The organism is Pseudoalteromonas fenneropenaei, assembly GCF_042643375.1.
Classification (GTDB): domain Bacteria; phylum Pseudomonadota; class Gammaproteobacteria; order Enterobacterales; family Alteromonadaceae; genus Pseudoalteromonas; species Pseudoalteromonas fenneropenaei.
Window position 1 is genome coordinate 130,216 of the sequence record NZ_JBHRSD010000029.1, and the last position, 13,963, is coordinate 144,178.

At 45.5% G+C, this 13,963-nt stretch carries 10 protein-coding genes and 5 tRNA genes; 13 read left to right on the forward strand and 2 right to left on the reverse strand.

Features of this window, described 5'->3' with window-relative positions; translation table 11 throughout:
- Positions 1 to 45: 45 nt before the first annotated feature.
- Positions 46 to 537, reverse strand: coding sequence for a peptidylprolyl isomerase (locus tag ACFOEE_RS15775; protein ID WP_377126380.1), 492 nt, complete (start codon positions 535 to 537; stop codon positions 46 to 48).
- 322 nt (positions 538 to 859) lie between these two features.
- On the opposite strand from ACFOEE_RS15775, the gene cysS reads away from it, so the two are divergent.
- A complete protein-coding gene (cysS, locus tag ACFOEE_RS15780) occupies positions 860 to 2,239 on the forward strand; it encodes a cysteine--tRNA ligase (RefSeq protein WP_377126383.1) in 1,380 nt (459 codons plus the stop codon).
- An 88-nt stretch (positions 2,240 to 2,327) separates the two neighbouring features.
- Positions 2,328 to 3,185 carry a mechanosensitive ion channel family protein gene (locus tag ACFOEE_RS15785; protein ID WP_377126386.1) on the forward strand — a complete coding sequence of 286 codons (858 nt, stop codon included), beginning with the start codon at positions 2,328 to 2,330 and terminating at the stop codon, positions 3,183 to 3,185.
- Positions 3,186 to 3,252: 67 nt separating this feature from the next.
- Here ACFOEE_RS15785 and folD read toward each other — a convergent pair whose 3' ends face one another.
- On the reverse strand, positions 3,253 to 4,107 hold the full coding sequence (gene folD, locus ACFOEE_RS15790; RefSeq protein ID WP_377126389.1) for a bifunctional methylenetetrahydrofolate dehydrogenase/methenyltetrahydrofolate cyclohydrolase FolD: 855 nt from the start codon (positions 4,105 to 4,107) through the stop codon (positions 3,253 to 3,255).
- Between the two features lie 335 nt (positions 4,108 to 4,442).
- On the opposite strand from folD, the gene ACFOEE_RS15795 reads away from it, so the two are divergent.
- The 11 genes from ACFOEE_RS15795 (at position 4,443) to ACFOEE_RS15845 (ending at position 13,838) form a co-directional block, all read left to right on the forward strand.
- Positions 4,443 to 4,519: transfer RNA gene (locus tag ACFOEE_RS15795), tRNA-Pro, on the forward strand.
- A 47-nt stretch (positions 4,520 to 4,566) separates the two neighbouring features.
- Positions 4,567 to 4,643 (forward strand) — tRNA-Arg (locus ACFOEE_RS15800).
- A gap of 27 nt (positions 4,644 to 4,670) precedes the next feature.
- A tRNA-His gene (locus ACFOEE_RS15805) sits at positions 4,671 to 4,746 on the forward strand.
- A 17-nt stretch (positions 4,747 to 4,763) separates the two neighbouring features.
- Positions 4,764 to 4,840 (forward strand) — tRNA-Pro (locus ACFOEE_RS15810).
- A 25-nt stretch (positions 4,841 to 4,865) separates the two neighbouring features.
- Positions 4,866 to 4,942 (forward strand) — tRNA-Pro (locus ACFOEE_RS15815).
- A 262-nt stretch (positions 4,943 to 5,204) separates the two neighbouring features.
- The gene (gene tig, locus ACFOEE_RS15820; protein ID WP_377126392.1) at positions 5,205 to 6,509 is read left to right on the forward strand and encodes a trigger factor; all 1,305 of its coding nucleotides are present in this window, start codon (positions 5,205 to 5,207) and stop codon (positions 6,507 to 6,509) included.
- Between the two features lie 141 nt (positions 6,510 to 6,650).
- Positions 6,651 to 7,259 carry an ATP-dependent Clp endopeptidase proteolytic subunit ClpP gene (gene clpP, locus ACFOEE_RS15825; RefSeq protein ID WP_377126395.1) on the forward strand — a complete coding sequence of 203 codons (609 nt, stop codon included), beginning with the start codon at positions 6,651 to 6,653 and terminating at the stop codon, positions 7,257 to 7,259.
- A gap of 131 nt (positions 7,260 to 7,390) precedes the next feature.
- Positions 7,391 to 8,674, forward strand: coding sequence for an ATP-dependent protease ATP-binding subunit ClpX (clpX, locus tag ACFOEE_RS15830; protein ID WP_377126398.1), 1,284 nt, complete (start codon positions 7,391 to 7,393; stop codon positions 8,672 to 8,674).
- 246 nt (positions 8,675 to 8,920) lie between these two features.
- Positions 8,921 to 11,290 (forward strand): endopeptidase La, encoded by a 2,370-nt coding sequence (gene lon, locus ACFOEE_RS15835; protein ID WP_377126401.1) that lies wholly within the window; start codon positions 8,921 to 8,923, stop codon positions 11,288 to 11,290.
- A gap of 200 nt (positions 11,291 to 11,490) precedes the next feature.
- Entirely contained in the window at positions 11,491 to 11,763 is a 273-nt protein-coding gene (gene hupB, locus ACFOEE_RS15840) for a nucleoid-associated protein HU-beta (RefSeq protein WP_208843625.1), read from the forward strand.
- Positions 11,764 to 11,936: 173 nt separating this feature from the next.
- The gene (locus tag ACFOEE_RS15845; RefSeq protein WP_377126404.1) at positions 11,937 to 13,838 is read left to right on the forward strand and encodes a SurA N-terminal domain-containing protein; all 1,902 of its coding nucleotides are present in this window, start codon (positions 11,937 to 11,939) and stop codon (positions 13,836 to 13,838) included.
- Positions 13,839 to 13,963 lie beyond the last annotated feature (125 nt).

Consider the following 13,963-nt stretch of genomic DNA (forward strand, 5'->3'; position numbering starts at 1 on the left):
TGAGGTGTGAAGTGCGGATAAATTACCTTATCCGCACTCAGGCACTTATTCTACAGTGACTTTTTCGATGATCACGTCTTCTAGCGGCACGTCTTGGTGGAAGCCGTGTGAGCCAGTCGCAACGGCTTTGATCTTGTTTACTATATCCATGCCTTCAGCTACTTCACCAAACACACAGTAGCCCCAGCCTTGCGAGGTTTCGCTGCTGAAGTTAAGGAATTTGTTATCGTTTACGTTGATAAAAAATTGTGCAGTTGCTGAATGTGGATCCGGCGTACGCGCCATTGCGATAGTGCCTTTATTATTGCTGACACCATTGTTGGCTTCGTTTTTAATCGGATCTTGTACCGACTTTTGTTTCATACCTGGCTCAAAACCGCCGCCTTGAACCATGAAACCGTCGATAACACGGTGGAAGATAGTGCCGTCATAAAAACCTGACTTGGCATACTTTAAAAAGTTTTCAACTGTGATAGGTGCTTTGTCCGCGAACAGATTTAAACGGATCTCACCGAAATTAGTGTGCAATACAACCATGATAGCCCTTGCTCGAATTATTGTCAGAAAAGGGTTTTAGTTTACAGCACATTGTGAGATTGTACAAAGCCCTAGCTATATCCTTGCAGTTGCGTTGGCTATATTCGCTCACCCAATCATATAGGATATCGATACTTATAGGGTGCGCTTGCTTGCTGCCAGTCTAAAACGCTCGGGAATATGGGTGTTGTTTAGTCAAAATCGTCAGACAAGCTGGTGAAAAACCAAACAATCGCGCCACAACCTGAAAATGGGGATAGTGCCAGCTCAGGGGCGATGTTATTATTAGGTAAATTCAGATTTTATTTAGGAAAGAGCTTACATGTTGCAGATCTACAACACATTATCACGTCAAAAAGAACCCTTTAAACCGTTAACGCCGGGCAAGGTCGACATGTATGTGTGTGGTATCACAATTTATGATTACTGCCATGTGGGCCATGCTCGGACTTATGTCTCTTTCGATGTCATGAACCGTTATTTGCGCCATGTCGGCTATGACGTGACTTATGTGCGTAACATTACCGACGTTGACGATAAAATTATTAAGCGTGCCAATGAAAACAATGAGGCCATTAATGATTTGACGGTACGTATGACCAAAGCCATGCATGAAGATTTTGATGCGTTAAACATGCTGCGTGCGGATATTGAGCCGACTGTAACGGGTCATATGGATGAGATCATCGCCATGGTGGAACGCCTAATTGAGAAAGGTCATGCTTATGTCGCCAGTAACGGCGATGTGCTGTTTGATGTGTCTACTTTTGCCGATTACGGCAAGTTGTCACAGCAAGACTTAGACATGTTGCAAGCCGGTGCGCGTGTTGAAGTGGCTGAGGGCAAAGACGACCCTTTAGATTTCGTGCTGTGGAAAAAAGCCAAAGCGGGTGAGCCGTCTTGGGCCTCGCCTTGGGGGGAAGGCCGTCCTGGCTGGCATATTGAATGTAGTGCGATGAGCTCTAAACATTTGGGTGAACACTTCGATATTCACGGTGGCGGCTCTGATTTACAATTTCCACACCATGAAAACGAAATCGCCCAATCCTGCTGTGCTAACCACGGTCAGTACGTGAATACTTGGATCCACACTGGCATGGTGCAAGTAAACAAAGAAAAAATGTCTAAATCACTAGGCAACTTCTTTACTCTGCGCGATGTATTAAAAGAGTTTGATGCAGAAACGGTGCGCTATTTCTTGATTAACGGCCATTACCGCAGCCAGTTAAACTACTCACATGAAAACTTAGAGCAAGCACGCGCGTCGCTTGAGCGCATTTATACTGCACTGCGTGGCGTTACGCTAAGCAAAGTAGAGCTAGCCGGTAATGAATATGTCGCGCGTTTTGAAGCGGCAATGAACGACGATTTTAATACCCCAGAAGCCTTGCCGGTGATTTTTGAATTGGCAAAAGAAGTGAATCGCCTTAAGGAAGAAGAGCCAGCGAAAGCGGGTGAAGTTGCCTATATTCTAGTGCAATTGGCTGCGGTGCTTGGCATTGCTCAGCGCGACCCTGAAAGCTTCTTACAAGGTGAGCAAGATGCCGATGAAGTGGCTAAAATTGAAGCTTTGATTGAACAGCGCCGTACCGCACGGGCCAACAAGGATTGGGCTGCGGCAGACGCGGCGCGTGATGCGCTCAACGCACTCGGTGTAGTGCTTGAGGACAGCGCGGGTAAAACCACTTGGCGCAAGGCGTAAGCGTAAAATCACAAGAAAAGGCCGCATAAGGGTTTCTTTATGCGGCCTTTTTGTTTTTAATTAAAAAAACATTACGCAGTAAATCACTATGACATTTTCTGAATTATTTAATCACGTCCTCATTAAGGTGGGCGATTTCACCTTGTTGGTGGGTGAAGCTTTATCGTTTTTAGCTGTGCTATTGGCGACTTTTATCATCTCAAAAATATTGCGCCGAGCTTTTAATCGCCTTGCTAGTCGCCAAGGTATGGTCACCCATACCTCAGCGTATGTGATTGGTCGCATTATTCACTATCTGGTGTTATTCGTTGGCTTCTTAATTGCGCTGATGGCACTTGGCGTCAAAATGACCGAATTGGCATTGGTTGCCAGTGCGCTGGGGGTGGGGATAGGGCTTGGCTTACAAAGTTTGGTCAATAACTTTGTTTCTGGCTTAATGATTTTATTAGAGAAAAGTCTTAAAGTTGGTGATTTTATTGAAATTGATAACGGGTTGGTGGGCGAAGTCAAAGAAATTCAAATGCGTGCCACGCTGATTCGCACCAATGATAATGTTGATATTCTTATCCCTAATGCGGTGTTAACTGCGGGGATGGTAACGAATTGGACGTTGGCCGATAACGTCAGACGATTTCGTATTCCATTTTCGGTGGCGTATGGATCGGACAAAGAAATGGTCAGGAAAGCCGCTCTCGAAGCCGCAGCGAATGTTGAATACACTTTGCAAGAAGCAGGTAAAGAGCCGTTGGTATGGATGACGGGGTTTGGCGACAGCAGTTTGAATTTTACTTTAGGGGTCTGGGTGCAGCCTGATCAAGTCAAGCGGCCGACTTCCTTGATGTCGGATTACTTGTGGGCAATTGATGACGCATTTCGTAAATACAATATTGAAATACCATTCCCGCAGCGAGACTTACATATTCGTACTGATCTAACCAAACAGTGAGCAAACGCAAATCAATAGAAAGACAAAAGGCACCCTCAGGTGCCTTTTGTCGCTTAACGAGTAGCGCTTAGCTATGATATTTTTCGCACGCTTCTAAAGTATTCTCAATTAAGCTTGCGACTGTCATTGGGCCGACACCACCCGGTACTGGGGTGATGAAGCTGGCGCGGTTTTGTGCCACGCCGTATTGCACGTCGCCCACAAGCGTGCCGCTTTCTAAACGGTTAATCCCAACATCAATTACGATAGCGCCTTCTTTTACCCAGTCGCCAGGAATAAATTCTGGTTTACCTACAGCAACGACCAGTAGATCAGCGCGGCGCACATGCGATTCTAAATCTTGGGTAAATTTATGACAGACGGTCGTGGTACAACCCGCTAACAATAGTTCTAAAGACATGGGACGGCCTACGATATTAGATGCACCTACTACTACCGCATGCATGCCTTTATAGCGTACGCCCGTAGAATCTAACAGCGTGATAATGCCTTTTGGTGTACATGGGCGCAATGCCGGCATACGCTGTGCCAAACGGCCAATGTTATAAGGGTGGAAACCATCTACATCTTTATGTGGGTGGATACGCTCGAGGATCTTCTCGGCATCAAGACCGGCAGGCAGTGGCAGCTGAACTAAGATACCATCGACTTCTGGGTCCTGATTTAAGTTATCAATCAGCTCTAACAACTGGTCCTGGCTGGCGTCACCAGGTAAATCGTAAGATTTAGAAACGAAGCCGACTTCTTCACACGCTTTACGTTTTGAACCTACGTAGACTTGACTGGCAGGATCCTGGCCGACAAGAACGACCGCGAGACCGGGAGCACGCAAGCCTTGCTCGACACGCTCAGCAACACGCTTGGCAACATTATTTCTAACTTGCTTGGCGATTACCTTTCCATCAATGATGTTTGCTGTCATGATTGACCTTAATTGTTTCGGATTGAATAACTTGAACGATATGGCGTTTTTTGGGGTTACGCCAGTGCTTTTTATGACAAGCACTTTCGGGGCGCTATTTTCTCAGAAAAGGACAGGGTCGCCAAGCGGCAATCGGAAATATCTAGGATAAATGTCCGCAGTTGCTGAGATTAATTTAATAACTGCTTATTTTTCAGCATACTTAGCCATTATTTCAGCGGTGTGAAGAAAAGTTGAGCAGTTAAACGTTTTTATGAAAAAAATGTTTGACCTCAAAGGGGCAAATCACTATTATGCACCCCGTTGTCAACGAGGAGACTCGCTAACAACAACATCGGCGATTAGCGCAGCTTGGTAGCGCACTAGTTTTGGGTACTAGGGGTCGCAGGTTCAAATCCTGCATCGCCGACCACTTTTTTAAAGTTGGAAAAGTAACATCTTGATGTTTACTTCGAGTTTGCGCCCTTAGCTCAGCTGGATAGAGCAACGCCCTTCTAAGGCGTCGGTCGAAGGTTCGAATCCTTCAGGGTGCGCCATTCTAAACTTTAAATCTTTATGTAGCGGCGGCTGTAGCTCAGTTGGTAGAGCCCCGGATTGTGATTCCGGTTGTCGTGGGTTCGATCCCCATCAGTCGCCCCATCTACATAACTTTTGTTCGGCGATTAGCGCAGCTTGGTAGCGCACTAGTTTTGGGTACTAGGGGTCGCAGGTTCAAATCCTGCATCGCCGACCATCTTCTCAAAAAACACATATCTTATCGGCGATTAGCGCAGCTTGGTAGCGCACTAGTTTTGGGTACTAGGGGTCGCAGGTTCAAATCCTGCATCGCCGACCACTTCCCCTGCAAATTGTCTCTTTTTCACGCGAACAAACGCTTTCCCGTAATTATTTCCCTGTATTGCTCGACTCTCGTATTTTATCGGTTATAATGCCGCGTCTAATTGTTTAACTAGAGCCCTGTCGGGGCAGGCAGCAAGGGGTCACATCCATTCTTAGCGTTTTTAGGCCGATGCCTTAGGCGTGAGAATTTGCCGTGATGAACAACTTGTTTGTAAGGAAGGGCGCACTGTCGCCAAATTTGAAGATTGAGGTAAATCATGCAAGTTTCTGTTGAGACGACTCAAGGCCTTGAGCGCCGTCTGACCATCACCGTTCCTGCAGAGAACGTTGAGACTGAAGTTAAAAAACGCTTACAACAACTGTCAAAAACACAGCGTATTGATGGTTTCCGTCCAGGTAAAGTACCAGTAGCAGTAATCAACAAGCGTTATGGCGTAGCAGTACGTCATGAAGTTGCTGGCGATTTAATGCAACGTAACTATATCGAGGCAATCATTGCTGAGAAAATCAACCCAGCTGGCGCACCTACTTTTGCTCCAAAAGCATTAGAAGCTGGTAAAGATCTAGAGTTCGTAGCAACTTTCGAAGTTTACCCAGAAGTTGAGCTGAAAGATCTTGAGAAGATTGCAGTTGAGAAGCCAGTAGTTGAAGTGTCTGACGCAGACCTAGCTAACATGCTTGAAACGCTTCGTAAGCAACACGCAAGTTGGGCAGAAGTTGACGCTGCTGCAGGCGAGCAAGACCGTGTAACTATTGATTTCGTTGGTTCTATCGACGGCGAAGAGTTCGAAGGCGGTAAAGCGGAAGATTTCCCTCTACAACTTGGTCAAGGTCGTATGATCCCAGGTTTTGAAGACGGTATCGTTGGTAAAAAAGCAGGTGAAGAGTTCGTTGCTGACGTAACTTTCCCAGAAGATTACCACGCTGAAAACCTTAAAGGTAAAGCTGCTCAGTTCAAAATCACTGTGAAGAAAGTTGAAGCGCAACAACTTCCAGAGTTGAACGAAGAGTTCGCAACTAAGTTTGGTGTTTCTGAAGGTGGCGTTGACGCACTTAAAGAAGAAGTGAAGAAAAACATGGCACGTGAACTTGGCCAAGCGGTTAAAGCGCAGGTTAAAGAGCAAGCTATTGCTGGTCTTCTAGAAACTAACGCTGTTGACGTGCCAAAAGCACTAGTTGAGCAAGAAGTTGACGCGCTACGTCAACAAGCTGCACAACGTTTTGGCGGTAACGCTAAGAACATGCCTGAGCTACCAGCTGAGCTGTTCCATGACCAAGCTGTTAAGCGCGTTAAAACTGGTCTATTACTAAGCGAAGTGATCAAGTCTTCTGAATTGAAACTTGACGAAAGCAAAGTTGACGAGTTAATTGCAACTGTAGCTTCTGCTTACGAAGATCCAGCTGAAGTAGTTGCTTACTACAAGTCAAACGACCAGTTGATGCAGCAAATGCGCAACGTTGCAATGGAAGAGCAAGCGATTGATGCTATCCTTGCAAAAGCAAGCGTAACTGAAATCAATAAGTCTTTCGACGAAATCATGAACCCACAAAAAGGTGCGTGATAAGTCGTTGACTTAAGCCCAAGTGGACGTTTTAATGGCTCGAGATACAGTGCAATTAGCAAGGTGTCCGGGCCATTTTAGTTTGTGGCGTCGGCCCTAACCTACGTACCTCAAGGGTACGGCGATAAGGAATTTAAAAAGATGATGAATGGTATGATTGACCCGCAGAACGCGTTGGTGCCAATGGTAGTGGAACAAACTGCTAAAGGGGAGCGTTCTTATGATATTTACTCTCGCCTGTTAAAAGAGCGTGTGATTTTCCTGACAGGTCAGGTTGAAGATCATATGGCCAATCTGATTGTGGCCCAGTTACTATTTTTAGAATCTGAAAGTCCAGAAAAAGATATTCATTTATATATTAACTCGCCAGGCGGTTCAGTGACGGCGGGTATGTCAATTTACGACACCATGAATTTTATCAAACCAGATGTAAGCACAGTGTGTGTTGGCCAAGCGGCTTCAATGGGCGCATTTCTATTATCTGGTGGTGCCAAAGGTAAACGTTTCTGTTTGCCAAATTCACGCGTGATGATCCACCAACCGCTAGGTGGTTTCCAAGGTCAGGCTTCTGATTTTGAAATTCATGCAAAAGAAATTCTCTCTATCAAAGATAAATTAAACCGCCTAATGGCTGAGCATACAGGCCAACCGTTAGACGTAATTCAACGTGATACTGACCGCGACAACTTTATGAGCGCAGCGCAGGCAGTTGAATATGGCTTGGTCGACGCGGTATTTGAACGCCGTTAAGGGCGTAAATTCCCCGCGAAGCGCTCTTTGAGCGCTTCCTTGACTATGCCAAACTGAGATTTATTTGGTATAGTTGGATCATGTTTCAAGTTATCAGCCTTTGATAACCATCGAATTTAAGAGGTAGTTGAATGTCCGACACTCCTACAGGCGGCGACAAAAGCAATAAACTCTTGTACTGCTCATTTTGCGGTAAGAGCCAACACGAAGTACGCAAGCTTATCGCTGGCCCTTCAGTGTATATTTGCGATGAATGCGTCGAGCTGTGTAACGACATAATCAGGGAAGAGATTAAAGACATCGCTCCCAAGCAGGCCGCAGCAGACAAATTGCCAGTGCCGAAAGATATCCGCAGTCATTTGGACGATTATGTTATCGGCCAAGATCACGCTAAAAAAGTGTTGTCAGTTGCGGTATATAACCACTATAAACGTTTACGTAGCCATGATGTCAAAGCTGATGTTGAACTCAGCAAAAGTAATATTTTGCTAATTGGCCCAACGGGTAGTGGTAAAACCCTATTGGCGGAAACCTTAGCGCGTTTACTGGATGTGCCATTTACTATGGCTGATGCCACCACCTTGACCGAAGCCGGTTATGTGGGTGAAGACGTTGAAAATATCATCCAAAAGCTGTTGCAAAAGTGCGATTACGATGTAGAAAAAGCCCAGCGTGGTATTGTTTACATCGACGAAATCGACAAGATCTCTCGTAAGTCTGATAACCCGTCTATTACTCGCGACGTATCAGGTGAGGGCGTGCAACAAGCACTCTTGAAATTGATTGAAGGGACGATTGCTTCAGTGCCACCACAAGGTGGTCGCAAACACCCGCAGCAAGAGTTTTTGCAAGTAGATACTTCAAAAATCTTGTTCATTTGTGGCGGTGCGTTTGCTGGTCTTGATAAAGTAATTGAGCAACGTAGTCATAAAAATGCTGGGATTGGCTTTGGTGCACAAGTGAAAGGTGCAGACAGTAAACGTTCGCTGACTGAAACTTTCCAACAAGTTGAACCAGAAGACTTAGTCAAATACGGGTTAATTCCAGAATTTATTGGTCGTTTACCGGTTGTTGCAACGCTTGGTGAGCTTGATGAAGCGGCACTGATTCAAATCCTAAGCCAGCCGAAAAATGCCCTAACTAAACAGTTCGCGGCATTATTCAAGATGGAAGGGGTGGATCTTGAGTTCCGTGAAGACGCACTAAAAGCCATTGCGACTAAAGCGATGGAGCGTAAAACTGGTGCTCGTGGCCTACGTTCAATCGTAGAAGGCATTTTGCTTGATACTATGTACGAATTGCCATCAATGGAAGACGTATCCAAAGTGGTCATCGATGAAACTGTAATTAAAGGTGAATCTGACCCTATTTTGATATACGAGCACAACAATCAAAGTAAAGCTGTGTCTGAGTAAGAGTTCTATACCCAAGCTACTTTTGCGTGCGGGTCGGCGACAAGTAAGCAAATTCCCCTGAGCATAGATATCTTATGTGATTAGGGGGAGGGAGTGCAGCCAACACCGCTGCAACGTCAAATAGCAAGGGTACACTTAGACCATAGGAGCCTCAGGCTCCTTTTTTTATCAATGTGTTGAAACTGACTTGGCTAGGCCCCATATAGCTGAGTATTGATTTTAGAATAACTGTGCGAAGAGAGTAGAATGACGCTTGAAAGAACGGATCGAGTAGAAATCCCAGTGCTGGCTCTGCGCGATGTTGTGGTTTATCCACACATGGTGATCCCACTATTTGTGGGACGTGAAAAATCTATTCGTTGCCTTGAAGCGGCAATGGAAGCGGACAAACAGATATTTTTGGTTGCACAGAAAGATGCCACCGTCGATGACCCAAGTATTGATGATTTATATCAAGTAGGGACTATCGCGACGGTTTTGCAACTACTAAAGCTACCTGACGGCACAGTCAAAGTGCTGGTTGAGGGTAATCAACGTGCGCGAATTGAACGCTTTATCAATACCGATGAATTCTTCCTTGCTGAAGCGGAATTCATTGCGTCTACACATGTCGATTCACAAGAGCAGGATATTTTTATTCGTAGCGCCATCAGCCAATTTGAAGGCTACGTCAAGCTCAATAAAAAAATTCCGCCAGAAGTTTTAACTTCTATCTCTGGCATTGATGAAGCCGCACGTCTTGCCGATACCATGGCAGCACATATGCCGTTGAAGGTCGCAGAAAAGCAAAAAGTGCTGGAAGTTTCTGACGTCACAGAGCGTTTAGAATATTTAATGGCACTCATGGAAGGTGAAATCGACTTACTGCAAGTTGAGAAGAAAATTCGCGCCCGTGTGAAAAAACAAATGGAAAAATCACAGCGCGAGTATTACCTCAACGAACAGATGAAGGCTATCCAAAAAGAACTTGGCGAGCTTGATGACGTACCTGACGAATTCGAGACCATGAAAAAGCGTATCTCTGATGCGCAAATGCCAAAAGAAGCCGAAGACAAAGCCAATGCTGAACTGAATAAGTTGAAGATGATGTCACCGATGTCAGCAGAGGCCACGGTGGTGCGCTCATACATTGATACGTTACTTAACGTGCCATGGAGAAAGCGTTCAAAAGTGAAGAAAGACTTAGCTGGCGCGGAAGAAATTCTGAATTCTGATCACTTTGGCTTAGAAAAAGTCAAAGAACGTATTATTGAGTATTTAGCGGTCCAACAACGTACCAATAAACTCAAAGGCCCAATCCTGTGTTTAGTGGGACCACCGGGCGTGGGTAAAACCAGCTTAGGTCAATCTATCGCCAAAGCGACTGGCCGTAAGTACGTGCGTATGGCGCTTGGCGGCGTGCGTGATGAGGCGGAGATCCGTGGTCATCGCCGTACTTACATTGGCTCTATGCCGGGTAAACTTATCCAAAGCATGACCAAAGTTGGGGTTAAAAACCCACTGTTCTTATTAGATGAAATCGACAAAATGTCGTCGGATATGCGTGGCGACCCAGCATCAGCGTTATTGGAAGTGTTAGATCCAGAACAAAACAGTTCGTTTTCCGACCATTATCTGGAAGTAGAATACGACCTTTCCGATGTGATGTTCGTGGCAACCTCGAATAGTTTTAACATTCCAGGGCCATTGTTAGACCGGATGGAAGTGATCCGTTTATCGGGTTATACCGAAGATGAAAAGCTTAACATTGCCAAACAACACTTGATCCCAAAACAGGTCAAGCGCAATGGCTTGAAAGAGCAAGAAATTACCATTGAAGACAGTGCCATCATAGGTATCATTCGCTTCTATACCCGTGAAGCTGGGGTGCGTAACCTTGAGCGCGAATTGTCGAAACTGTGCCGTAAAGCCGTGAAGGAAATCTTACTCAATAAGAGCATTAGCCACGTTACCATCGACGGTGCCAACTTAGGCGACTATCTAGGCGTACAACGCTACGATTACGGCAAAGCAGAAGACGGTGACCGTATCGGTCAAGTTACGGGTCTAGCGTGGACAGAAGTCGGCGGCGATTTGCTGACCATTGAGTGTGCGGCGGTGCCTGGTAAAGGCAAGTTGACTTACACCGGTTCGCTTGGTGACGTCATGCAGGAATCAATTCAAGCAGCCATGACAGTGGTGCGTAGTCGCGCTGAGAAGCTACGTGTGAATGCCGATTTTTACGAAAAACGTGATATCCACATTCACGTGCCAGAAGGTGCGACACCAAAAGATGGTCCAAGTGCCGGTATCGCGATGGTTACCGCCTTAGTATCAAGCTTAACGGGCAACCCTGTGCGCTCTGATGTAGCAATGACAGGTGAGATCACTTTACGTGGTGAAGTATTGCCTATCGGTGGTTTAAAAGAGAAGTTACTGGCGGCACATCGCGGGGGAATTAAGCGTGTATTAATTCCAAAAACCAACGAACGTGACTTGAAAGAGATCCCAGCTAACGTGTTGGAAGGGCTTGAAATTCACCCAGTTACTTGGATTGACGACGTGTTAAAGCTGGCTTTAGCTAACCCGCTTGAGCAATTTTCGCCAGAAAATGCACAAGCAGATAAAAAAAGCTAAAAAAGTCGGTTAAAAGGCTTTTCAAATCTAAAAGGTGTGTTAAGTTAGGCACTGGCATCAAGCCTAGCCCTTGTGGGGTCTAGGCTTGAGAAAGAATTTAGGATTAGAGAGTCGCCTTGATGTCTCTAAAATTTAAACTTGCAGTGATGTTATTAAAAAAACAATCGCTCTTGATAATAACAATGTAAGAGGATGATATTGTGAATAAATCTCAATTAATCGATCAAATCGCAGCTGATGCTGATATCTCTAAAGCGGCTGCTGGTCGTGCTCTAGATTCATTCATCGAATCAGTAACTGGCGCTCTTAAAGCAGGTGATTCTGTTGCTCTTGTTGGTTTTGGTACTTTCTCTGTACGTGAGCGTGCAGCGCGTTCTGGCCGTAACCCACAAACTGGCGAAACTATTCAAATCGCAGCAGCAAATATTCCTTCTTTCAAAGCAGGTAAAGCGCTTAAAGACGCAGTAAACTAAGCTGCGTTGGCAAGTACAAAGTTGATTGCCTGACAACAACTTTGCGCAACTTGCTTCAAGAAAAAAAGCGTATCTGCTAAGATACGCTTTTTTTACATGCTTAAACGCATGAAACCCAAGTACAGCGAGCAAGGCACACAGTGCTGCTTAGATGTAGATAAAGAGAAAAACACATGCTAGAAAAGATCAGAGAAGGCTCACAAGGCCTAGTCGTGAAAATTATCTTGGGCTTAGTGATTTTGTCTTTCGCTTTAGCAGGGATTGGTGGTTATTTAGGTAGAACCACAGAGCAGCCTGTTGCCGAAGTGAATGGCGTTGTCATTGGCCAAGCCCAGTTTTCACGCGCATTTGAAAATGAGCGTGCTCGTTTAGAGCAACAATTTGGTGAGTATTTTAACCAAATCGCCGCAGATCCAAACTATATGGCGCAAGTACGTAAAAGTGTTGTAGACCGTTTAGTTCAAGACGAACTGCAAGTACAATTGGCAAAAGAATTAGGTATGCGCGTCAGTGACGAGCAACTGAAAAAGACCATAGTGGAAATGCCCTATTTCCAAATCGGTGGTCAGTTCAATAATGATCGCTACCTGCAAGTGATCCGCCAAATGAATTTCCAACCAGATAGCTTCCGCGAATTCCTTCGCACTGATATGACTCGTAGCCAGTTAGTACAAGCGTTAGCGGGTACAGACTTTATTCTGGATAACGAAGTACAGTCATCATTGGCGCTAGAGCAACAACAACGAGCCATCGATTATGTCGTGTTTGATAAAAATCAAGTGCTCGAAAGTGTAGTGGTAAGCGATGAAGAAGTTCAAGATTATTATGCATTGAACCAAGCGCAGTTTCAGGCGCCAGAGCAAATCGCGGTTGACTATGTAGAGCTACAAGCGGCTGACATTCAGTTAGCAACGCCACCATCTGAAGAAGATGTACAAGCTTATTACGACGAGCACAAAGCACAATACGTGGATACTGAGCGTCGTCGTGTGGCACATATTTTAATTGAAAGTGGTGACGATGAAGCCGCGGCAAAAGCCAAAGCAGAAGCGGTATTAGCCCGTATCAAAGCGGGTGAAGATTTTGCCAAGCTAGCTGAAACTGAGTCTTCAGACGTAGTGTCTGCAGAAAATGGCGGCGACCTTGACTGGATTGAACGTGATATGATGGACCCAGCGTTTGAAGATGCGGCATTCTCACTACAAGCAAAAGGTGACGTATCGGACGTAGTACAGTCTGAATTCGGTTTCCACATTATCAAGTTAACCGACCTGCAAGCGGAGAAAGTAAAAGAGCTAGCAGCGGTGCGTGATACCATTTTTGCTGAACTTGAGCGTACTGCACGAATTGAAGCTTTCTACCAAAAGCAAACCCAGTTGGCTGAAAAAGCGTTTGAGATCTCTGATACTTTACAAGATGCCGCTGAAGTGGCTGGTGTAAGCGTCAAGCAACAAGCGCTAACTGCTAAAAGTGAATTGCCAGCACCGCTTAATGTACCTGCAGTAAGCACAGCGCTTGCAACACCAGAAGTGTTAGAAGACCGTGTTAATTCAGAAGTACTAGAGGTTGGTCCTGAGCATGTGGTGATTGTACGCGTAACCGATTACAAAGCGGCAACCACCAAAGCCTTGGATGAAGTAAAAGACAGTATTGTCGCGCGCTTAAAAGCGGACAAAGCATCTGCACTTGTTAAAGAACAAGCAGAAGCTATGCTAGCTAAAGTGCAGCAAGGTGAAGTGTTTGCAACTGCCGCAGGTGAGATGGAAGTGAAGCATGAAGACGCGTTAACGCGCCGTGCCTTTACAGTAAGCCCAGCGGTAGTGCGTGAAGCATTCAAAATGCCACACCCAACTGATAGCGTGAAGCCAGTGCAAGTTGTAGAGCTGAGCAATGGTGATGCAGCAGTGGTGCAATTACTTGCAGTGAAACAACCTGAGCAAGCAGCTGACGCGAATGAGCAGCAAAAACAAAGTTTAGCCATGGCACAAGCGAACAAAAACTACCTCGCTTTGCTAGATGCACTTAAAGCGGGTGCAGAGGTGAAGGTACCGCAGACAACTGTAGTACAGGAATAAACAAGAAGGTGCCTAAGGGCGCCTTTTTTGTTGGTGCGGTTTTAAATTGTCAGTGTGTTTTAACTCAACTTTTTAGCATCGTGTATTCAAGCGCGAATAGTTAGTCTGGTAGACAAAGCGAATTA